This window comes from Kineococcus lubricus, assembly GCF_050871965.1.
GTDB lineage: Bacteria > Actinomycetota > Actinomycetes > Actinomycetales > Kineococcaceae > Kineococcus.
In genome coordinates this window covers 71,131-91,569 of sequence record NZ_JBJLSK010000014.1, presented here as the reverse complement: position 1 = coordinate 91,569, position 20,439 = coordinate 71,131, and the positions used below count along the sequence as shown (strand labels likewise).

Below are 20,439 nucleotides of genomic sequence, written 5' to 3'. Positions count from 1 at the left end.
CTCAGACGCGCGGCGACCACCGGAACCGGGTGCGCACCAGCGCGGACGTCACGACGACCCAGGCGAGGGCCACCCCGGCGGCCCGCCACACGTCGGCGCCGGCGGGGTCGCCGATCCACCCGGCGTTCACGAGGTCCAGGACGGGGCTGAGGGGGGTGTAGTCCGCGAACCGGGTCAGGTTCCCGGGCAGCAGGTCCAGTGGCAGCGCCATCCCCGCGCCCAGGACCGCGACGCCGAGGACGGGCAGGCTCGTCATCTGCACCGATTCCAGGGTGCGGGAGAACACGGCGGTCACCAGCGCCAGGCCGGTGAACACGGCGGCCCCGACCAGCACACCGGCCAGGGACAGCAGCGGGTTCGCCGGGGCGGGCAGGTCGAGGACGACGCCGCCGACGACCGCGAGCAGGACGGTCTGGAGGAGGGTGAGGGCGACGGCGGGGACGGCGAGGGCGGTGAGGATCTCGGCGTCGGACGCCTCCCCGGTGCGCAGCCGTTGCAGCACCCCCTCTTCCCGGCGCGCGACGGCGGTCGACAGGACGTTGTAGTACACGACGAACAGCAGCAGCATCCCGACGATCGAGGCGACGGCCAGGGCGGCGGTGTCGCCGCCGTCCCCGACGCCCTCGATCGAGCTGAACAACCCGATGACGCCGACGGGCATGAGCACCGCGATGGCCATCAGCGTCTTGTTGCGCTGCAACAGGATCAGCTCGGCCCGGGCCAGGGACCAGGTGCGGCGCAGGGTTCCGGGGACCCGTCCGGTGGGCGCGGTCCGGACGGTCGGGGTGTCGGGGCGGGTGAGCGAGCTCATCGGGCGGCCTCCTCGTGCTGGTCGTGGGTGGTGGCGAGTTCCAGGAACGCGGTCTCGAGCGAGGCGGGGGTCGCCTTGAGCTCCGGCAGCGTCAGGTCGCGGCGGTCGGCCCAGGCCAGGACCCGGGAAAGGCTGCGCTGCAACTGGTTCGTGCGGACGACGACGTGGCGGTCCTGCACGGTCAGGGCGTCCCCGGGCCCGAGGTCGGCGAGTTCGGGACGGCCCGCGCTGGCCCGCCAGCGGATCTCCGAGCGGTGGCCCGCGACGACGTCGGCGATGGTGCCCTCGGCGGCGACCAGCCCGCGGTGCATGATCGCGAGGCGGTCGGAGAGTTCCTCGGCCTCCTCGAGGTGGTGGGTGGTCAGCAGGACGGCGGTGCCGCCGGTGACCAGTTCGCGCACGAGCTGCCACACCGACCGCCGGGACTGCGCGTCCAGGCCCGTCGTGGGTTCGTCGAGCACGAGCAGTTCGGGGCGGCCCAGGAGCGCGACGGCCAGGTCGAGGCGGCGGCGTTCCCCGCCCGACAGCGACTTCACGGTGGCGGACAGCTTGTGCTGCAACCCGACCACCTCCACGACCTCGGCGGTGGGACGGCTGCGGGTGAGCGTCCCGCTCCACGTGCGCAGCGACTCGGCGACGGTGAGTTCACCGGGCAGGTTGCCGGACTGCAGGACGACGCCGGTGCGGGGGCGCACGGCGCGGCGCTCCCGCACGGGGTCGTGCCCCAGGACGCTGACGCTGCCCGCGGTGGGCCGGGCCAGGCCGGTGACGACGTCGACGGTGGAGGTCTTGCCGGCCCCGTTGGTGCCCAGGAGGCCGAACACCTCGCCCCGGGCGACGGAGAAGCTGATGCCGCGCACGGCCCGGGTGCCACCGGAGTAGGTGCGTTCGAGGTCCCTGACGACGACTGCGTTCATGCCCTCCAGGCTGCCGCCGGATCCGGGCCCGGCCCCGTGCGCGCGGTCACGACTTCCCGCCCGTCGTGCACGCCCGACCCGTGAGGAACCTCACGGGTCCCCACCCTCCCCCCTCGGCGATCAAGGACTCCCCCTCCGCGATCAAGGACACACGGGCCCCTCAGCCCGGAGGGTTTCCTTGATCGCGGAGGGGGAGTCCTTGATCGCGCAGGGGGCGTCGGTCGGGGTGGTCAGGGGGTGGTCAGCCGGTGGTGAGGCGGGTGGTGAGGTGGACGCGGGACTCCCCGCTGCGGACCGCTCCGGCCCAGCCGCCGTCGAGGCGGCGGGTGACGTGCCGCACGGTGGCGGGCAGCAGCAGCGGGGACCCGAACTCGACCTCGTACCGGGCGGCCCCCGGCGCCGGCCCACCGAGGTCGGCGAGCGCGCGCGAGGCCGTCCACATGCCGTGCGCGACGGTGCGCCGGAACCCGAAGGCGCGGGCGGTCAGCGGGGACAGGTGGATCGGGTTGACGTCGCCGCTCACCGCGGCGTACCGGCGGCCGGTGTCGGCCGGCACGCGCCACGTGGTCCCGTCGCCGTCGGGGGCCTCGAGTCGCTCGCCCTCGCGGGGTTTCCCGGGCCAGCGCACACCGCGGGCCAGGTAGCGGCTGCGGCCGGTCCAGACGACGTCGGACCCGACGCGCAGCTCGGTGCGCAGGTCGACGGTGGCCCCGCGCCGGTGCGCGTGCATCCCGACGGCCTGCACGGCCAGCTCGAACTCCTCCCCGATCCCGAGCGCGCGGGTCTGGGTGACGTCCTGGGCCAGGTGCACCAGCCCGGGCAGGGTGAACGGGAACGGTTCGCGCACCATGAGGTCCACCTGCGGCCCGAAGGCGACGACCTGCGGGTACGGCAGGGGCACGGTGTCGCGCACGGGGAACCCGGTGAGGCGGCAGAACGCCGCGACGCGGTCGACGTCGAACCGGCCGCGGCGCAGCACGACGCGGCGACGGGGGACGTCGAGGGACCGGCTGGGGCGGCTCAGCAGCGCCCGGGCGTACAGGGGCGCGAACGCGGGGGCCTGCGGCAGGACGCGGTCCATCACGCCCCCACGAGGTTCTGCCCGCACACCCGCAGCACCTGCCCGTCGATCCCGGCGGCGTCGGGTTGCGCGAGCCACCCGACGGCCTCGGCGACGTCGATCGGCAGGCCGCCCTGCAGCAGGCTGTTCGCCCGCCGGGCGACCTCGCGCTGCACCGGCGGGATCGCGGCCGTCATGGGGGTCTCGACGAACCCGGGGGCGACGGCGTTGATGGCGAACCCCCGCTGCGCCAGGGGCTCGGCCAGCGCCTGCACGAGCCCGACGAGACCGGCCTTGCTGGTCGCGTAGTTCGTCTGGCCCTTGGCTCCGGCGAGCCCGTTCACCGAGGACAGGCAGACGAACCGGGCCCCCGGGGCGAGGGCGCCCTCGTGCTGCAGGAGACCCTCGGTGAGCCGGATCGGGGCCGCGAGGTTCACGGCCAGCACCGACCGCCACGCCGCCTCGTCGAGGTTCACGAACGAGCGGTCGCGGGTGATGCCCGCGTTGTGGACCACGGCGTCGGCTCCCCCGAACCGGTCGGCCAGGTGCGCGGCGAGGGTCCGCGGGGCGTCGTCGGCGGTCACGTCCAGGTGCAGCGTCGAGCCGTGGACGCGGTTGGCGACGGCGGCCAGCGCCTCCCCGGCCCCCGCGGTGTCCACGCACACGACGTGGTGCCCCGACCGCGCGAGGACCTGCGCCGTGGCGGCCCCGATCCCCCGCGCCGCGCCGGTGACGACGGCCACCCGGCGCTCGCGGGCCGCGACCGGCACCCCGGCGCCGACGACGAGGGGCTGGCCGTCGACGAACGCGGAACGGGCCGAGCAGAAGAACTCCACGGCGCTGCGCAGCGCGGTGCCGGCCCCGTCCCGCACGCGCAGCAGGTTCACGGTCGTCCCGCCGCGCGCCTCCTTGGCGAGGCTGCGGACGAAACCCTCCAGGCCGTGCTGGACGGCGCGGGCCTGCGGGCCGTCGAGGTCGCCGGGGACGGCGGCCAGCACGAGGACCCGTCCCCGGGTGCGGCGGAACGCCGGGGCCAGCGTCAGCAGCTCGTCGAGCTGGTCGACGGTGCGCAGCCCGGTGGCGTCGGCGACGAGCGCCGACAGCCGGCCCTCCCCCGGCTCGACGGCGGTCCCGCCCTCGCGCAGCCAGGACGTGACCTGCCCGGTCCACGCGGCCCCGCTGAGCCCGACGACGAGCGCGGGGTCGGCGGCCCACTCCTCCCCGGCGACGTACCGGCGCAGGCGCGGCGGCTGCGGCAGGCCGGTGCGGGCGGCGAGGAACCGGCCGGGGCCGGTGCGGACGAACGTGCCGTACGGGTCGCTCACGACGCCTCCACCAGCGCGACGATGCCCTGCCCGCCGGCGGCGCACACGGAGATCAGGGCGCGGCCGCCGCCGCGTTCGCGCAGGAGCTTGGCGGTGGTCGCCAGCAGGCGCGCTCCGGTCGCGGCGAACGGGTGCCCGGTGGCGAGGGAGGAACCGGTGACGTTGAGCCGGTCCCGGGGGACGGTCCCCAGCCCGCGCTGCTCCCACGCGTCGAGGGTGGCCAGGACGGTGGAGGCGAACGCCTCGTGGACCTCGACGAGGTCGACGTCGGCCAGGGTCAGCCCGTGGCGCTGCAGGAGGCGGGGCGCGGCGGTGACCGGCGCGGTGAGCAGCCCCTCGCCGTGGACGTGGTCGACGGCGGCGGTCTCGGCGTCGACGAGGTGGGCCAGCACGGGCAGCCGCCGTTCGGCGGCCCACTCGTCGCCGGCGAGCAGGACCACGGCGGCGCCGTCGGTGAGGGGGGTGGAGTTCCCGGCCGTCATGGTGGCCTCCCCGGCGAGGTCGCGGCCGAAGACGGGCTCGAGCGCGGCCAGCTTCTCGGGGGTGGTGTCCGGGCGCAGCGGTTCGTCGCGGCGGACGCCGAGGTAGGGGGTGAGCAGGTCGTCGAAGAACCCGCGCTCGTAGGCGGCGGCGAGGTTGCGGTGGCTGGCGAGGGCGAGGTCGTCCTGGGCCTGGCGGGTCACCCCGGCCTCCAGCGCGGTGCGGGCGGCGTGCTCGCCCATGGACAGGCCGGTGCGGGCCTCGGCGTTGCGGGGCGGGGCGGGGCGCAGCTGGCCGGGGCGCAGCTTGGCGAGGGCGGCGAGGCGGGCGCCGGGGGTGCGGGCGCGGGACAGTTCCAGCAGCACGCGGCGCAGCCCGTCGTCGACGGCGACGGGGGCGTCGCTGGCGGAGTCGGTGCCACCGGCGATGCCCGCCTCGATCTGGCCGAGGGCGATCTTGTTGGCGACCAGGACGGCGGTCTCCAGTCCCGTCGCGCAGGCCTGCTGCACGTCGTAGGTGGGGGTCGCGGGGTCCAGGGCCGTGGACAGGACGGCTTCGCGGGTGAGGTTCAGGTCGCGGCTGTGCTTGAGCACGGCACCGGCCACGACCTCCCCGAGGCGTTCCCCGGCGAGCCCGTAGCGGGCGACCAGGCCGTCGAGCGCGGCGACGAGCAGGTCCTGGGCGGAGGCCTGCGCGTAGGCGCGCCCGGCCCGGACGAACGGTGTGCGGTTTCCCCCGATGATCGCAGCCCTGCGTGCCACGGAACCCCCTCGTCGTCGCTGAGATTCCCGAAGTTATCAGGTACTTGCAGTACCCGATACCCCGTTCCCGGGGTACCGTCGAGGAGTGGAGGTCGTCGAGGACGGACGCAGGACGCGGTGGGCCGAGCACCGCCGCCGCCGCCGGGAGGAACTGGTGACGGCCGCGCTGCGCGCCATCACCTCCAAGGGCGCCGGGGTCGGCATGGACGAGGTCGCCGCCGCCGCCGGCACCAGCAAGACCGTCCTGTACCGGCACTTCTCCGACAAGGAGGACCTCTACCTCGCGGTCGCCGAACGGGTGAACTCGCGCATCCTGCGCGAACTCGGCGCGGCCGCCCGGCAGGCCGCCGGGCCGCGGGACGCGCTCGCCGCGATCATCGGCGTGTACGTCGGTCTGGTGGAGGCCGACCCGGAGGTCTACCGGTTCGTCGTCTCCCACCCGCTCCTCGAACGCCCCCTCAGCTCGGACCCGGTGCAGCGGATCTCGGCGACCGTCGCCGACGAGACCGCCCGCACCATCACCGCGCACCTGCGGGTCGGCGGGGCGCGGGACTCCTCCGCCGACGCCCTCGCGCACGGCCTCATCGCCCTGATCCGCACCGCCGCCGACCGGTGGATCTCCACCCCGGACCGGGTGCCGGCCGCCACGCTCGTCAGTGATCTCACCCAACTCGCCTGGGGCGGCCTGAGCGCCGTCCTGTCCCCGCAGGAGGTTCCGTGACCGCCGTCGACACCGCCCGCCAGAACCCCGCCGAAACTCCCACCGAAACCCCCGCCGAAACCCCGGCGGGCGCGCCCGTGGACACCGCCGTCCTGCGCCGCCTGCTCGACGGCCGCTTCGGCGACCTCAAGGAGGAGTTCCGCCGCAAGGCCCCCGCGCACCTGTTCGACCCCACCGGTGACCTGTCCACCCGCGAGCACCGGGACCTGACGCGGGCGCGGCTGCGCGCCCTGGCCGAGCTCGGCGGCCACGAACTGGGGTACTCCTCCCGGTGGGGCGGCGCCGACTCCCCCGGCGGGCAGGTCGCCCAGTTCGAGATGCTGGGTCTCGGCGACGCCTCGCTGATGATCAAGTCGGGTGTGCAGTGGGGGTTGTTCGGCGGCGCCGTGCAGGCCCTGGGCACCGAACGCCACCACGCCGAACTGCTCGGCCCACTGCTGCGCCTGGACCTCGTGGGCTGCTTCGCGATGACCGAGACCGGGCACGGGTCCGACGTCTCCTCGATCGGCACGACCGCCACGTACGACCCGTCGACGCAGGAGTTCGTGGTGAACACCCCGGACGTCCGCTCCCGCAAGGACTACATCGGCGGCGCGGCCGAGGACGCCGACGTCGCGGTGGTGTTCGCCCAGCTCCTCACCGGCGGCGAGGCGCGCGGCGTGCACGCCTTCGTCGTCCCGCTGCGCCGCGACGGGGTCGACGCACCGGGCGTGTGGCGCGGCGACGACGGCCGCAAGATGGGCCTGAACGGCCTCGACAACGGCCGCCTGGCGTTCGACCGCGTGCGGGTGCCGCGGACGGCGCTGCTGAACCGGTACGCCGACGTCGCCGAGGACGGTACGTACTCCTCGCCCATCGCCAGCGCGAACTCCCGGTTCTTCACGATGCTCGGCGCCCTGGTCAAGGGCCGGGTCAGCGTCTCCGGGGGCGCGCTGTCGCAGACGAAGGTGGCCCTGGAGATCGCGCTGCGGTACGCCGGGCACCGGACGCAGTTCCGCCGCCCGGACTCCACCGAGGAGGTGGTGGTGCTGGACTACCTGGCCCACCAGCGGCGCCTGCTGGTCCCGCTGGCCACCACGTACGCCCTGAGCTTCGCCCAGGACGACCTCATGGGCGAGATGGACGATCTGCTGCGGGTGCAGCTGGCCGGCGACGACCCCGACCCCGCGCGCCAGCGCGCGTTCGAGGGGCACGCGGCGGCGCTGAAGGTGGCCTCGACCTGGCACGCGACGCGCACCATCCAGACCTGCCGGGAGGCGTGCGGCGGCAACGGTTTCCTCGCCGACTCCCGGCTGCCGCAACTGAAGGCCGACACCGACGTCTTCACGACGTTCGAGGGCGACAACACCGTCCTGCTGCAACTGGTCGCCAAGGGGCTGCTGACGTCGTACGCCCAGCAGTTCTCCGACCTCGACACCCTGGGCATGGCGCGGTTCGCGACGCGCGACCTCATCGCGACGTACGCCGGCCGCAGCCCCGCGCTGTCCCTGGTCGCCGACGTCGTGGAGGCCGGCCGGGTCCCCGACGACCTGCACGACCGCGGGTGGCAGTTGCGGATGCTCGCCGACCGCGAGCGCCACGTCGTGGAGTCGCTGGCCAAGCGGATGCGCAAGGCGCGCTCGAAGCCGGAGGCGGAGCGCTTCGCCGCCATCGACGACCTGCAGGACCACCTGCTGCTGGCGGGCCGGGCGCACACCGACCGGGTGGTCGCGGAGGCGTTCGCGGCGGCGATCGCGCGCTGCGAGGACGCGGCCGTCGCCGCGCTGCTGGCCGACGTGTGCGACCTGCACGTGCTGGCGCTGCTGGAGGCGGAGAAGGGGTGGTACCTGGAGCACCGGCGGATGACGACGCTGCGGGCCAAGGCCATCACCAAGGCGGTGAACGCGCTGTGCCGCAGGCTGCGGCCGCGCACGGAGGAACTGCTGGCGGGGTTCGGGACGCCGCGGGGGTGGCTGGGGTCGTCCCTGGTCCCCGCGGGCTGAGCCGCCGCCTCAGTGGCTGGTGGTGCCGCGCCGCGACTCCAGCACCGGCTCGACGAGGCGTTCCACGACCGCCCCGGTGGCCACCGCGGCGACCGCGGCGTGCAGGACCTCCACGACGCCCTCCCCGCTGCGCCAGGTGCGCGGCGGGGCCCCGGCGCCGGTGGCGTTCTCCAGCGTCTGGTCCACGACGATCCGCGTCAGCGTCTGGGCGACGTCGGCGCGGACCCGCAGCAGCCCGCTGGCCCGCCACACCCCGCGCAGCGCACCCAGCGCCGCGCTGGTCGCCACCACCATCGTCAGGGTCGCCGCGCCGGGCCGGTCGTCCTCGGAGGGGGAACGCCCGGCCAGGAGCAGCAACGTCCGGCCCGGCACGTGGGAGGCGGGACGGCCGGTGACGGCGCGCTCGAGGCGCTGGCTGGCGGTCATGGCCGCCGCCCCGGCCAGCCCACCCAGCAGGCCGCGGGCCGCGGCCGCGGCGAGCACCGCCCGCCGTCCCCGCCCGCCCGTGCTCGAACTCGTGATCACCAGGGGCACGGGGTCACCCTGCCCCGGCCGGGCCCGCGCCGCCAGCCGGGCGGCTCCGGGGTCGTCACGTACCCTCACCGTCGTGCACGGTGAGTACAAGGTCCCCGGGGGCAAGCTCGTCGTCGTCGACCTGGACGTGGTCGACGGCCGGCTGTCCGACGTCCGCCTCAGCGGCGACTTCTTCCTCGAACCCGACGACGCCCTGGAGGCGATCGACGCGACGCTGACGGGGTTCACCGCGGAAGCCGGCGCGGACGAGATCGCCGCGCGGGTGCGGTCGGCGCTGCCGCGCGACGCGGTGCTGCTCGGTTTCACCCCCGAGGCGGTCGCGACGACGGTGCGCCGCGCGGTCGGCGGGGCGACGGGGTGGCTGGACCACGACTGGCAGTTCGTCCACACCGGGCCGCAGTCGCCGTTGACGCACATGGCGCTGGACGAGGTGCTGACCCGGGAGGTCGCGCAGGGGCGGCGCGGGCCGACGCTGCGGGTCTGGGAGTGGGCGAGCCCGGCCGTCGTCCTGGGGAGTTTCCAGTCGGTCGTCAACGAGGTCGACACCGAGGCCGCCGAGCGGCTGGGGGTGCAGGTCGTGCGCCGCGTCTCCGGCGGCGGGGCGATGTTCGTGGAACCGGGGAACACCATCACGTACTCGCTGTACGCACCCGGGTCGCTGGTGGAGGGGCTGAGCTTCACCGAGTCCTACGCGTTCCTGGACGACTGGGTGCTGGTGGCGCTGGGCGACCTGGGGATCAAGGCCTGGTACCAGCCGATCAACGACATCACCACCGAGCAGGGGAAGATCGCCGGGGCCGCGCAGAAGCGGCTGGCGGACGGGACCGTCCTGCACCACGTGACGATGTCCTACGACATCGACGCGGCGAAGATGCTGCAGGTGCTGCGCATCGGCCGGGAGAAGCTGTCCGGCAAGGGCCTGGCCAGCGCCGCCAAGCGGGTGGACCCGCTGCGCCGGCAGACCGGCCTGCCGCGCGAGGAGGTCATCGCGTCGATGGTCGCGACGTTCCGCCGGCAGTACGGGCTGGACGACTCGGAACTGACCGCCGAGGAACTCGCGGCGGCCGAGGACCTGGTCGCCTCGAAGTTCTCCACGCCGGAGTGGGTCCACCGGATCCCCTGAGGACCCGCTCCCCTCCCCCGTCGCGTCGGACCTGGTCGACGCCTCAGCGCCGGCCGGGACCGGTGCGGAGGGTGATCACGGATGGTCAGGGTGCGACCCGTGAGCGGACTCCGCGAGATCCCCGCCGGGCAGACCCACCTGGCCGCCGCGGCGATGCCGGCGCTGCGCCCGCGCTGGGACGACCGCGACGGCCCGGTCGACGTCGTCGACACCCGGCTGCGGCCGGCGGCCACCGCCTCGTCGGCGTCTTCCCCCGCCCGCGGCAACGGTCACGCGGACCAACTCCTGACCTGGCTGGAGACCGAAGCGCGGCGCCTGGGCTGCGAAGGTCTGCACCTGGACTCCGGCGTCGCCGCTGACCGGGCCCCGGCGCACCGGCTGTCCATGCGCCACCGGCTGCGCATCTCCGCCCACCACTTCGAGGAGGAGCTGCAGCGACCGCCTCGGGCGGCGCCGGCCACCTGGACCCTGGACGTCACCCCGACGAGGCCCGCGGCTCCCCCTCGTCCGCCGGAGCCGCCAGGTTTTCGCTCACCCTCACCCAGTCGTCCTCCACCGCGGCGTCGGCCAGGTCGAACCCCTCCGGGACCAGGAGCCCCGTGGCCGACACGTCCAGGGAACTCGTGCTCACCCGGACGCCGGACTCCTCGAACCTCCCGGCGTCCGCGCAGGAGGCCCCCACCGTCCCGGTCCCGCGCAGGGACTGGACCAGGCAGATCTCCTCCCCGTCGAGCCCCACCCAGTACTCAGCCACCTGCGTCCCTCCCAGGTACCTGGTCGACTCGGCGTCGACGACGTCGATGCTCGCCCCGCCCTCACGGGTCGGCAGCCGGTCCTGCTCGGTCTGGGGCTGGGAGAGGGCGGGCACCACCTCCTCGAACGACGGGGCACCGCACCCACCCGCCACGAGGACCACGGCGGCCACCGGCCCCCAGCGCCACCGACTCATGCGCGCCGTCCCCCTCGATCGGATCGAGCCACCGAAGCTAGCCGACGGCGAGGGAGCGCGCTGAACTCCGGCATCGGCGTCACGGTCACGCCCCGGGTCGGCAGGTGCCCAGCGCGGTGGGTGGAACCGCCGCAGGGCACACCTGGTGCTCCCACCCACCGCCGTAGCGGTCACCACCCCGGTCGACCCACGCCTCCAGCCCCGCCGTCCGCGCCGGGCCGGCGCGCCGAACAGGCAACCGGCTCCCGCCTGCGGGTGGCCACCGCCACCGCGGGGAGCACGGCCCGCCGACGCCGGCGGGGCGCCCGGGGTGGCCGGCCCTCTGCTGGGAGGAGAACCCCTACCGCGAGGGTGGTCCAGCCTGGAGAGTCACCGGATGAGACTCCTCGTCCTGGGCGGGACCCGCTTCGTGGGCCGCGCCGTCATCGCCGACGCCCTCGCCCGCGGGTGGGACGTCACCGCCCTGCACCGGGGGATCACCGGTGGACCGCCCCCCGGGGTCCGGGTCCTGCACGCCGACCGCACCGACACCCCGGCCCTGGCCGCCGCCCTGACCACGCCGCCCGGGGACCAGCGGTGGGACGCCGTGGTGGACACCTGGTCAGGAGCACCCCGCGCAGCCACCGTCGCCGCCCGGCTCCTGACCGGACGGGCAGAGCGCTACGCCTACGTCTCCAGCGCCTCCGTCTACCGCTGGGGTCAGCACGTCGACGAGACCTCACCCCTGGTCCAGGCCGACCCCGCCGACGACACCGCCGACGACTACGCCGCCGCCAAGCGCGGCGCCGAACTCGGCGTCCTGGCCTCCTTCCCCGACGCCCTGCTCGTGCGGGCGGGCCTGATCCTGGGCCCGCACGAGGACATCGGGCGACTGCCGTGGTGGCTGGGCCGCATCGCCGCCGGCGGGCGCGTCGTCGCCCCCGGAGCCCCCGACCGGCCCCTGCAGCACGTCGACGTCCGCGACCTGGCCGCCTTCACCCTCGACGCGCTGCAGGCCGGGACGAGTGGGCCCTTCGACGTGATCAGCCCCTCGGGGCACACCACCACCGCCGGACTGCTCACCGCGTGCGTGACGGCGACCGGTGCGGACGCCGAACTGGTGTGGATCCCCGAGGCGGACCTGGCCGCAGCGGGAGCCGAACCGTGGACGCACCTGCCGTGCTGGGTCCCTCAGCACGGGGAGTTCGCCGGGTTCCTCGAGGTCGACACCACCCGGGCCGCCCGGGCCGGGTTGGTGTGCCGGCCGGTGGAGGAGACCGTGGCCGACACGTGGGCGTGGATGCAGCGCGAGCAGCTCCCGCCGCAACGTCCCGACCGCGACGTGCACGGCCTGCCGCGGGAGATCGAGGAGCACCTGCTGCGCCACCGCTCCGGCTGAGCACCACCCGGGGGAGCTCACCGGCGCGCCGTCGGCCGTGCAGGTGCCGGAAGGCACGTGGTCGTCGGCGACTCCACTCCCACGTCGATGACCGACCTCGCTGACAGGAGCGACCGGAACCGCCACGATCAGCCGATGAGCATGGAAGGATTGCGCGCAGCCCTCGCTCCCACGGCCGGGGAGTGGATCGCTGAACGGCTGCGCGGCTTCGGCAGCACCGTCGCCTGCAACGTGCCGACCGGGTTCGCGGCCTACGCGCGCGTCCTGCACCCCGTGGACCTGTTCGCACCCCCCGCGGACTTCGCGAACGACCCCGCAGCCGACCCGGCAGAGCACAGCGCGACGCTGACGTGGACGCAGGTGTGCGAACGCACCGGCCGCACCCCGCACGCCCTCATGCAGTGGCGTTCCATCACCACCCCCGCTTCTGGTGTGCAGCTGCCGCTGTCCTCCGAAGGGCGGTGGGACGAGGTGAACGTGCAGGAGGGGACGCTGGAACCGCCGGCGCTGAGCTCGCTGCTGGACGTCCTGGCCCCCTTCACCGGGGAGCAGGAGTGCCACCACGCCCTGTGGGAGGGCTACGGCTGGCTGACCGGCGCCAGCTCCTTCGTCGTCTTCGCCCACGCCGACAGCGCAGGCGGACCGCCACCTGCGCCCCCACGACCTGCGCAGGTGCCGCCCCAGCTGCAGCAGGCCTTGGCCGCGCCGCGCCTGTCGCTGCCCGGACGCGACTACCTGCTCCTCGCCGGGCCGCTGCGCGCGGCACTGGCCACGGGGCACCAGGTCACCGACGACTGGTTCGACCCGCAGTCGCCGAACCTGCTGTGGCCGGCGGACCGCTCCTGGTGCCTGGCCAGTGAGATCGACTTCGACTCCACGCTGATCGGAGGTTCGGTCGAACTCATCGAGGCGGTGCTGGCCGCACGGGGGTTGGAGGCGTGGGCGGTGCAGGAGGAGGACGACCTCGGCCTCTTCGCCGACACGCTCAACCCGTGAACGTCGGCGAGGTCGGAGCGACGCACCCAGGCAAGACGGTACCCACGCGCGCGGACCGGCCGCGGCTCCACGGTCTTCCGCCGTCGTGCGCCGTCGCCGGCGGCCGCGACGTCGCGGTCTCGTCGATGTCGCGCCGTCCACGGAGGGGCGGTGCGTGACGTTCTCACGAGCCGTCCCGCCGACCGCACGGTCCTCCCGCGTCGTGCGCGCTGTCGCAGGCAGTTGGCGACCTCACTCATCTGCCGATGACCACGTGATTGCCTACTGACGCTGATGGCGCCAGGATGGCGCCATGCCGAGCGTTCAGATCAAGGACGTCCCCGCCGAGACGCACGCCGTCCTGCGCCGCCGCGCTGCCTCGGCCCACCAGTCCCTGCAGGAGTACCTCCTCGCCAAGCTCGTCGAGGAAGCCAGCACCCCCACCCTCGACGAAGTCCTCGAACGAGCCGGCGGACGAGCCGGCGGCAGCCTGTCTTTCCGCGACGCCGTGAAGGCGGTGCACGACGACCGTGATCGTCGTTGACGCCAGCGTCCTCGCCCCCGCCCTGGCCGACGACGGACCTGACGGGGACCGGGCCCGGGACCGTCTGCGAAGCGAGGTGCTCACCGCTCCCGAAGTGATCGACCTGGAGGTGGCTTCCGTCCTGCGTCGCGCCGCTGCGGGTGGACGCCTCCCCGATCGCCGCGCCGACCTGGCGTTGAACGACCTCGTCGACCTGCCCCTGCGCCGCGCCGGTCACCGGCCGCTGCTGCGTCGTTGCTGGGAGCTGAGGCACACCGTCACCAGCTACGACGCCGCCCACGTCGCTCTGGCCGAGGCCCTAGACATCGTCCTGGTCACCGCCGACGCCCGCCTGTCCCGGGCACCGGGCATCACCTGCGAGGTGGAGGTCCTGCGCTGACCCCAGTGCCCCACGTACCGCCGAGCAAGGAGTCGTCGATGTCCGCACATGACGAGTTCCGGACGACTCAGCCCTTGTCCGGCACCAACCCTGCCGACCGGTGGTGATCATGGATTCGTACAGTCCCCCTGTGAGCGACGTACTCGAGATCCCCGCCGGTCAGACCCATCTAGTAGCGCCAGCCCTCCTGGCGTTGCGCCCCCGCTGGGACGACGAGCAAGCTCTGGCTGAGGTCATCGACGCCCAACTGCGCCCGAGTGGCTACCGCGTCATCGGGGTTTTCCCCGAACCCGGCAAGGAGGCCGTGGCCGCCGCAGGCTTCCGCGAGGTGCACGCCCTGGCCTGGGGGCACTACCTCTACGTCGACGATGTCTCCACCCTTCCCCAAGCCCGGGGCAACGGCTACGCCGATCAACTGCTGACCTGGCTGCAAGCCGAAGCACGCAGGCTGGGCTGCCAGGGCCTGCACCTGGACTCCGGCGTCGGCGCCGACCGCGCCGCCGCCCACCGCCTCTACATGCGTCACAAGCTGCGCATCTCCGCCCACCACTTCGAGCGGAACCTGTAACCAGCACGATGGCGGGATGACCGCGCCGACCACCTCGCGGTCGTACCGCCTTGAGTGCGCGATCGATGCCCACTCACCGTGCGAGCCATGGACGACGGATCGGCGTGTTCCAGCAGGCTGACGCTCACCTTCGGTGCATCCAGCGGGCCCATTCACGCACGGCCAGGTGACGTCACCGACGCCGAGGACGAGCACCTTCGCGTGCTCAAGCACACCGTGGCCCTGCCCGTCGTGACCTCGCTGCTGAGCGACGAAGAGCTGGAGCAGGTCACGATCCATCGGGGCATCGATGGCGACCCCGGTGACGTGTGGATCACCGTCGCGGCCGCCGGGGAGGAGTTCCAGGACCTGCTGACGACACCGCCGTGGCACGGAGGCGATCCCGACGGCGAGCAGCACTCCCCGCTGACCGCGGAGGACTGCGCGCAACGCTTGGCCGACCACCTCGAGGACTGGATCGCTGAAAGTCGCTTCGGGTGGGGACAGCAGCGGATCGCGCACTACGTCCTTCCGCAGTCCTGAGCAGGGGGCTCCTTGACCGACTTCACGGTCATCGCGCGTTGTCGCTGGCGGCTCGCGGCGTCACGGTCGGGTCGATGACCACGCTGTCGCGGTCATGGCGATGACCGAGATGTCGGACGCGGTGGCGCCCCAGGCCACGGCCGCTGACGTCAGCAGGACGCCGGCCCGTCAGCCAGCAGAGCGGCCAGCTCACGGACCGCTGCTTCCGGCGCCCACACGACGAACTCGACGACCTCGCCGTCAAGAAGGACCACGCCCATCCTGCGCTTCCACGTCCCGATGCGGCGCCGCCCCTCGACCAGCTCGGTACCGCGGAGCTGCGACCGGTCCCAAGACTCAGCGCGCAGGATCAGCGACTCCACGCTGTTCGGCTGGAACAGCAGCCGACGGTCGGTGAGGTTCAACGTCCCACCCCGCGCGATACCGCGTCGCAGCCAGTTCGCGTGCCAGGTGCGCAGGACCCGCTCGCCAGGCCCCAACTTCGGGCGGAGGAGGAAGATCCGTGGGCGCATCCCTGCACCCTTCCACGCCCCCGCCTCGGGCCATGACCTCGCGCCCCAGCGCACGGTCATCCCGCTGTCGTAGACGTCGTTGTCTCCTCGAGTCACCTCTGGGAGCTCAATGCCTCGTCTGGTGAGTCGCCCTAGACCCAGGCCCGGTCAGCGGCCGACCGAGCGCCCACCCGCACCGGACCGGCGGCGACTACGATGGAGCCATGCTCAGCGACCAGACCCGGCAGGCACTTCGCGTCCTGCGCTGGCGCGGCGCGGACCACCTCGAGGACGCCGCGCGAAGTCTGCTGCGCCGCCCCCGCCCGGTTCCGGCACCCCCGACGGGGCGCCCGCGGTTGGGCGGAGCTCAGATGGACCAGCTGATCGAGCAGACCGTCCTAGCACCGCGACGGGTCCAACCGCAGAGCCGGTCACAGGTCCAGTCCTGAACGACTGGGTCCCGCTGCACGACGGCCCCACCTCCCGACGAGAGCTGAAGGACTTCATCGCAGCCCTCAGCCGCCGTCCCCCGCTGTGGGAGCGGCACGTCATCGAGGAGCTGCAGTACCTGGCCAGCACACTGCCCTCCCCGCGCCGCGAACCGGACCGGCGTCCACGAGCACTGCTGTACCGCGGCCAAGACGGGGTCCTAGAACGCGTCTGCGAGTACGAGCCGGCAACCCTTCGCCCCAGCGGAGTGGCCGCAGGCCAGCTCAGCGTCCTCGCCGTGCGGGCTGATGCCCGGCACAGCGGGGTCGGTGGCTCGGCGGTGGACGCACGCCTGCAGCTGCTGCGCGCCGGTGCGGCGCAACTGCAGGCGGCCGAGGTCGTCGTGGCCGCGGTGGTCCACGACCAGAACCAGGAGATGGCCCGCGTGCGGTCACGCCGGGCCTTCCAGCGCTCTGGTCCGGTCGGCGACGGCGGGTACGCCATCTGGGCCGCGACCTTGACGACGTCGTGAGGTTTGAGCGACTCGCATTCTCTTCGCTGACTCAGCAGCGGCGCCACGTTGCCTACGCCATCCTCGCGGCCTTCAGGGCCATCGAGCGTGACTGACGAAGGGCCTGCCTGCGGCGCATGCTCGGTCATGACCGAGCACACCGACTCCCCCGCTCACCTGCCCATCGCCCTCGGTGACGGGACCTGGCGCACCGACCCCCGCGCCTCACGTCGAGCTGTACGTGCGGTGGATGCAGGAGACCCAGCGCTTCGCCGCATCCACCGTGTCAAGGCGGATGTCGGTCGTAGCCGGCTTCTACCGGACCTGCGTCATCGACGCCGCGCTGGAGCACCCACCAGCGGACTACGCCCGCCGCCCCAACGTCCCGCCGGAATCACCCACCCCGGGCCTGTCGCACCTGCAGCTCGAAGCGATGCTCGCCACCTCCCGGGACTCGGCCAACCCGTGCGACTTCGCTCTGGTCTGCCTGCTGAGGCTGCTGGGCCTGCGCATCGTCGAAGCCTGCGCCCTGGACACCGCCGACCTCGGTGAGGAGCACGGCCACCGGGTCCTGCGGGTGGTGGGCAAGGGGCACAAGGTCGTCCTGGTCCCGCTGGCTGCGGCGGTGGGGAGATCGGTGGACCGCGCCATCGGCAACCGCTCACGAGACCACGGACGGCAGCCGCTGCTGTTGAACACCCGCGTCGGGCGCCTGGACCGCCACTCCGCGACCCGCGGCTACGGCACCTCGCCGCTGATGCCCGCATCCGGCTGCCGAGGATGCACCCGCACATGCTGCGCCACACCTACGTCACCACCATGCTCGACGCCGGAGTAGATCTCAGGGACGTGCAGATCGCGGCCCGCCACGCCGACCCGCGCACCACGATGCGCTACGACCGGGCCCGCACCACGCTGGACTGGCACCCCAACTACATCCTCGCCGCGTACATGGCCTCCGGCACCTGACCGACTTCACTCATCTGACGATGACCGCGTGCAAGCGGAGAGGGTGGAGCCAGGTGCCGCCACCCCCCACAGGCTGGCTCCTGCACCCCAACCGATCTTCATGCGCTGCGTACGCGGCGGGCGTTACCGTCCCCGCATGCCCACCGTTCCCCACCCGGGCGAGCTCGTCGTCAGCCTCGTGTCGGCTGGCTTCGTCGTGCTCCTCATCGTGGTGCTGGCCGCGGTCCTGCTGCGCCGCAGACGCCGCACGCATGCGGCCGGCCCTGACCTCACAACTCCTCACGATGGGCGGGGCGAGAGGGTCGGCCGCGGTCGCTGATCGGGCGCAACGTGGTCCCTGGCCGTGATTTGACGGTCGTCCCGCTGCCGTGGAAGTTCGCGACCGGTCACAGGAGTCGCACGTCGTAGTCGCTGAAACGTCGATCGACGCTGAGCAGCCGCAATCCCCGCCGGCCGGCCTGCGCGATGAGCATGCGGTCGAAGGGGTCGTCGTGGTGACGCGGCAGGGCGCCAGCGGCCAGACCGTCCTCCACGGTGACGGGCAGTTCGGTGAAGCCTTGCTGCTGCAGCTCCTCGCGCAGACCGTCCGGGACGGTCAGCTTGCCCAGCGCGGCCTTGACGGACATCTCCCACGCCGAGGCCGCGGAGACGAACACCTCGTTCTCGCCGTCGGCCACGGCGGCTCGCATGCGCTCGGGCAGGCGCTCGTCGTCGCTCAGCCACCACAGCAGGACGTGGGTGTCGAGCAGGAGGGCCATCAGACGTGCGGCTCGGCGTCGTCGCCGAAGGCGGCCACCAGGTCGTCGGGGGTGTCGTCGAAGTCGTCGGCGATGACCACCTGCCCCTTCCACACCCCGGGACGGCGCGCTCCGCGCGAGCGGGCGGGCACCAGGCGGGCCACGGGCTTGCCGGCGCGGGCGATCACCACGTCCTCGCCGCGCTCGACCGCTTCGAGCAGGCGGGACAGGTGCGTCTTCGCCTCGTGCACGTTCACCGTCTGCGTCACGGCTCCACGGTATGGACTAAGTCGGACTAAGTCCACTGCTCGAGCGGTGTGCGGCGGGTTGCCGCGACGTCACGGTCATCCCGCAGACCTCGCACGGTCCCACCGAAACGCGTGCGACCCGCGCGAGGTGGGACGAGGTCACCGCCGTCGGCCACGAGCACGTGTCAGCCCGCTGACCAGGCGCAGGGGTCAGTGTCCTGAATCGGTGGCGGCCAGCAGGAACCCCAGTCCGATCATGGACGCACCTCCCACCCGACCTGTGGTCCGCAGGCGGGCCGGGGTGCCTGAGAGCCACGTGCGCGCGCGACCGGCGACCATCGCCCACGCGGTGTCGGAGACCAGTCCGAGGGTGATCGGCACCAGTGCCAGGACCAGCAGCTGCTGCAGGACGTGCCCGGCGGCCGGGTCCACGAACGGCGGCAGGACCGCAGCGAAGACGACGTAGGGCTTGGGGTTGGTCACCGCCACGACCACGCCGGTACGCATCGAGCGCCACGGCCGCCCACCGGCAGTGCCGCGCCGATCAGCGGGCGCAGCCACGGGGGCGTCGACGTGCGAGTCGTGGCCGCTGGAGGGGGCGCGGCCGGCGTGGCGGACGGCCTGCACCCCCAGCCAGACGAGGTAGGCCGCGCCGATGTGCTTCAGGACGACGAAGACCGTCGCCGAGGCGGTCAGCAGGGCCCCGAGGCCGAGGGCGACGCAGACGGCCACGAGGTAGCAGCCGACAGCGTTGCCGACCACGCTGGCCAGGGCGGTGCCGCGGCCGTAGCTCAGGGCGCGGCCGACGATGAACAGGACGCTGGGGCCGGGCACGACGATCAGCAAGGCGCAGGCCGCGGCCAGGCCCCACACCTGACTGCCGGCGATCAACACGGGGACGTCCGGTCCTGCCGGGTCCTGGTGACCATCGTGGGCTCCTCCGGTGATCGCGGGTGCTGCGACAGCAGCTCGCTTGACAGCGCGGTCGTGCCGAACCCCACGATGCCCGACCAGCCCACCAGTCGAGCCGACGGACGGGCTGGACCGGGGGCCACGAGCCACGTGTCGTCGCGATGCTGCTGCTCGTGCTGAGTCAGACCCTCCTGCTGGTCTGACGCCACCGTCATCCGTCGGTGCGCGGGCGCGCGGTCATCCTGCGGTACGGGCGCGGTCCCTCCAGGGCAGCGCACCACAGGTGAGTCAGGTCGCAGGCCCGAGGCATCGGCGGGGGCTCTCCGCCCCACCACGACAGGCGCAACTCCTCCAGCAACCCGTCGGCGGTGACCGGGGTGACCACCCCACCCCCTCCGGGAGCGGCGGAGTCAGCGGTCGCCGGGTGCGCGTCGATGACGCCCGCGCGCGGGACCTGCGCGTCGGCGACCTCATCGTCGGCGTCACCGTGCTGCACCCCGCCCAGGACGCGGTCGGTGAACTCACCACCTTGCTGACCGCAGCCGTCGCGGACCTGCGGGCGAGCGGCCCACCGGCCGCGGAGGGGCGATGAGCGACACGGCCCGGTCCCCCCGACGACGCCCGGCAGGGGCCGCCGGAACTCCCCCGGTCCACCGACCGCGCCGTCGTCGTGGACGTCGCGGAGGTCCCACCCCGCAGCGTCGACTCGGTGGTCTGCGCGCACGGGCCGGGGTTCGCCCGCGCAGGCCGGTGGACGGGGCCGCCTGGGGTCCTGCCCCGCACCGGTCAGCCGACCGGCTGCGCCGCAACGGGATCGCCGGAACCACCGGATCGACTCGCGGGCCGGGCACGGGTGAGCGTGCACAGCACCGGGGCGGGGTGCACGGAGGGGGACGTCGCGGTCACCTTCCCCTCGGGCAGGACCGCCACCGTCGCGGACCCGGTGCGCCCCCGACCGGGGAGTCGTCATCCACGACCAGGAGGTCGACGTCCGTGCCCGTGCCGACGGCTGGGCCGACGACGCGGTCGGTCGCCGGCGAACTCGGTGACCTGCGGGACCGCGCGGCCCTGCGCGGGGGCGTCCACCGCCTCCTCGACCCCCTCCGGGGCGGT

Annotated in this window: 25 protein-coding genes; 14 read left to right on the top strand and 11 right to left on the bottom strand. The window is 73.8% G+C overall.

The features are described from left to right. Position 1 precedes the first annotated feature (1 nt). From ACRYRX_RS12470 to ACRYRX_RS12450, 5 genes are all read right to left on the bottom strand, one after another. The gene (locus ACRYRX_RS12470; RefSeq protein ID WP_432512254.1) at positions 2-811 is read right to left on the bottom strand and encodes an ABC transporter permease; all 810 of its coding nucleotides are present in this window, start codon (positions 809-811) and stop codon (positions 2-4) included. Continuing rightward, positions 808-1,728 (bottom strand): ABC transporter ATP-binding protein, encoded by a 921-nt coding sequence (locus ACRYRX_RS12465; RefSeq protein WP_432512253.1) that lies wholly within the window; start codon positions 1,726-1,728, stop codon positions 808-810. The genes ACRYRX_RS12470 and ACRYRX_RS12465 overlap by 4 nt, the downstream gene beginning before the upstream one ends. 241 nt (positions 1,729-1,969) lie before the next feature. Next, positions 1,970-2,809 (bottom strand): MaoC family dehydratase, encoded by an 840-nt coding sequence (locus ACRYRX_RS12460; protein WP_432512252.1) that lies wholly within the window; start codon positions 2,807-2,809, stop codon positions 1,970-1,972. Then, on the bottom strand, positions 2,809-4,113 hold the full coding sequence (locus ACRYRX_RS12455) for a 3-oxoacyl-ACP reductase (protein ID WP_432512251.1): 1,305 nt from the start codon (positions 4,111-4,113) through the stop codon (positions 2,809-2,811). Before ACRYRX_RS12455 ends, ACRYRX_RS12460 begins: the two co-directional genes overlap by 1 nt. Beyond that, positions 4,110-5,354, bottom strand: a complete 1,245-nt coding sequence (locus ACRYRX_RS12450) for an acetyl-CoA C-acetyltransferase (RefSeq protein WP_432512250.1) — start codon at positions 5,352-5,354, stop codon at positions 4,110-4,112. Before ACRYRX_RS12450 ends, ACRYRX_RS12455 begins: the two co-directional genes overlap by 4 nt. Before the next feature lie 85 nt (positions 5,355-5,439). Between ACRYRX_RS12450 and ACRYRX_RS12445 the strand changes: the two genes are divergently transcribed. Both ACRYRX_RS12445 and ACRYRX_RS12440 read left to right on the top strand, forming a co-directional pair. After that, a complete protein-coding gene (locus ACRYRX_RS12445) occupies positions 5,440-6,075 on the top strand; it encodes a TetR/AcrR family transcriptional regulator (RefSeq protein WP_432512249.1) in 636 nt (211 codons plus the stop codon). Then, positions 6,072-8,057, top strand: coding sequence for an acyl-CoA dehydrogenase family protein (locus tag ACRYRX_RS12440; protein ID WP_432512248.1), 1,986 nt, complete (start codon positions 6,072-6,074; stop codon positions 8,055-8,057). Before ACRYRX_RS12445 ends, ACRYRX_RS12440 begins: the two co-directional genes overlap by 4 nt. Before the next feature lie 9 nt (positions 8,058-8,066). On the opposite strand, the gene ACRYRX_RS12435 is transcribed toward ACRYRX_RS12440, so the two are convergent. Continuing rightward, positions 8,067-8,591 (bottom strand): hypothetical protein, encoded by a 525-nt coding sequence (locus ACRYRX_RS12435; protein WP_432512247.1) that lies wholly within the window; start codon positions 8,589-8,591, stop codon positions 8,067-8,069. A gap of 73 nt (positions 8,592-8,664) precedes the next feature. On the opposite strand from ACRYRX_RS12435, the gene ACRYRX_RS12430 reads away from it, so the two are divergent. Beyond that, entirely contained in the window at positions 8,665-9,714 is a 1,050-nt protein-coding gene (locus ACRYRX_RS12430; RefSeq protein WP_432512246.1) for a lipoate--protein ligase family protein, read from the top strand. 475 nt (positions 9,715-10,189) lie between these two features. Here the strand turns inward: ACRYRX_RS12430 and ACRYRX_RS12425 are convergent, their stop codons facing one another. Then, positions 10,190-10,663, bottom strand: a complete 474-nt coding sequence (locus tag ACRYRX_RS12425; RefSeq protein ID WP_432512245.1) for a hypothetical protein — start codon at positions 10,661-10,663, stop codon at positions 10,190-10,192. Between the two features lie 376 nt (positions 10,664-11,039). Here ACRYRX_RS12425 and ACRYRX_RS12420 point away from each other — a divergent pair, with 376 nt between their 5' ends. From ACRYRX_RS12420 to ACRYRX_RS12395, 6 genes are all read left to right on the top strand, one after another. Next, positions 11,040-12,041, top strand: coding sequence for an NAD-dependent epimerase/dehydratase family protein (locus ACRYRX_RS12420; protein ID WP_432512244.1), 1,002 nt, complete (start codon positions 11,040-11,042; stop codon positions 12,039-12,041). Between the two features lie 135 nt (positions 12,042-12,176). Then, the gene (locus ACRYRX_RS12415) at positions 12,177-13,037 is read left to right on the top strand and encodes a hypothetical protein (protein WP_432512243.1); all 861 of its coding nucleotides are present in this window, start codon (positions 12,177-12,179) and stop codon (positions 13,035-13,037) included. 292 nt (positions 13,038-13,329) lie between these two features. Beyond that, positions 13,330-13,560: a FitA-like ribbon-helix-helix domain-containing protein gene (locus ACRYRX_RS12410; protein ID WP_432512242.1), complete on the top strand. Its 231-nt coding sequence runs from the start codon at positions 13,330-13,332 to the stop codon at positions 13,558-13,560. Next, positions 13,547-13,939, top strand: coding sequence for a type II toxin-antitoxin system VapC family toxin (locus ACRYRX_RS12405; protein ID WP_432512241.1), 393 nt, complete (start codon positions 13,547-13,549; stop codon positions 13,937-13,939). Before ACRYRX_RS12410 ends, ACRYRX_RS12405 begins: the two co-directional genes overlap by 14 nt. A gap of 130 nt (positions 13,940-14,069) precedes the next feature. After that, positions 14,070-14,507, top strand: a complete 438-nt coding sequence (locus tag ACRYRX_RS12400) for a GNAT family N-acetyltransferase (protein WP_432512240.1) — start codon at positions 14,070-14,072, stop codon at positions 14,505-14,507. Between the two features lie 87 nt (positions 14,508-14,594). Then, positions 14,595-15,029 (top strand): hypothetical protein, encoded by a 435-nt coding sequence (locus tag ACRYRX_RS12395; RefSeq protein ID WP_432512239.1) that lies wholly within the window; start codon positions 14,595-14,597, stop codon positions 15,027-15,029. Between the two features lie 149 nt (positions 15,030-15,178). Here ACRYRX_RS12395 and ACRYRX_RS12390 read toward each other — a convergent pair whose 3' ends face one another. After that, the gene (locus tag ACRYRX_RS12390; RefSeq protein WP_432512238.1) at positions 15,179-15,433 is read right to left on the bottom strand and encodes a hypothetical protein; all 255 of its coding nucleotides are present in this window, start codon (positions 15,431-15,433) and stop codon (positions 15,179-15,181) included. An 856-nt stretch (positions 15,434-16,289) separates the two neighbouring features. Here ACRYRX_RS12390 and ACRYRX_RS12385 point away from each other — a divergent pair. The 4 genes from ACRYRX_RS12385 (at position 16,290) to ACRYRX_RS12370 (ending at position 17,748) form a co-directional block, all read left to right on the top strand. Continuing rightward, complete coding sequence (locus ACRYRX_RS12385; RefSeq protein ID WP_432512237.1) at positions 16,290-16,481, top strand: hypothetical protein; 192 nt, start codon at positions 16,290-16,292, stop codon at positions 16,479-16,481. 274 nt (positions 16,482-16,755) lie between these two features. After that, on the top strand, positions 16,756-17,298 hold the full coding sequence (locus ACRYRX_RS12380) for a tyrosine-type recombinase/integrase (protein WP_432512236.1): 543 nt from the start codon (positions 16,756-16,758) through the stop codon (positions 17,296-17,298). Further along, positions 17,253-17,429, top strand: coding sequence for a tyrosine-type recombinase/integrase (locus tag ACRYRX_RS12375; protein WP_432512235.1), 177 nt, complete (start codon positions 17,253-17,255; stop codon positions 17,427-17,429). Before ACRYRX_RS12380 ends, ACRYRX_RS12375 begins: the two co-directional genes overlap by 46 nt. A 136-nt stretch (positions 17,430-17,565) precedes the next feature. Beyond that, positions 17,566-17,748: a hypothetical protein gene (locus ACRYRX_RS12370; protein ID WP_432512234.1), complete on the top strand. Its 183-nt coding sequence runs from the start codon at positions 17,566-17,568 to the stop codon at positions 17,746-17,748. 67 nt (positions 17,749-17,815) lie between these two features. On the opposite strand, the gene ACRYRX_RS12365 is transcribed toward ACRYRX_RS12370, so the two are convergent. The 3 genes from ACRYRX_RS12365 to ACRYRX_RS12355 form a co-directional block, all read right to left on the bottom strand. Next, on the bottom strand, positions 17,816-18,187 hold the full coding sequence (locus tag ACRYRX_RS12365) for a type II toxin-antitoxin system VapC family toxin (RefSeq protein WP_432512233.1): 372 nt from the start codon (positions 18,185-18,187) through the stop codon (positions 17,816-17,818). Continuing rightward, the gene (locus tag ACRYRX_RS12360) at positions 18,187-18,435 is read right to left on the bottom strand and encodes a type II toxin-antitoxin system Phd/YefM family antitoxin (protein ID WP_432512232.1); all 249 of its coding nucleotides are present in this window, start codon (positions 18,433-18,435) and stop codon (positions 18,187-18,189) included. Before ACRYRX_RS12360 ends, ACRYRX_RS12365 begins: the two co-directional genes overlap by 1 nt. Before the next feature lie 189 nt (positions 18,436-18,624). After that, positions 18,625-19,308: a LysE family translocator gene (locus ACRYRX_RS12355; protein WP_432512231.1), complete on the bottom strand. Its 684-nt coding sequence runs from the start codon at positions 19,306-19,308 to the stop codon at positions 18,625-18,627. A 442-nt stretch (positions 19,309-19,750) separates the two neighbouring features. Here ACRYRX_RS12355 and ACRYRX_RS12350 point away from each other — a divergent pair, with 442 nt between their 5' ends. After that, positions 19,751-19,918 (top strand): hypothetical protein, encoded by a 168-nt coding sequence (locus ACRYRX_RS12350; protein ID WP_432512230.1) that lies wholly within the window; start codon positions 19,751-19,753, stop codon positions 19,916-19,918. The last annotated feature ends 521 nt before the right edge of the window (positions 19,919-20,439 follow it).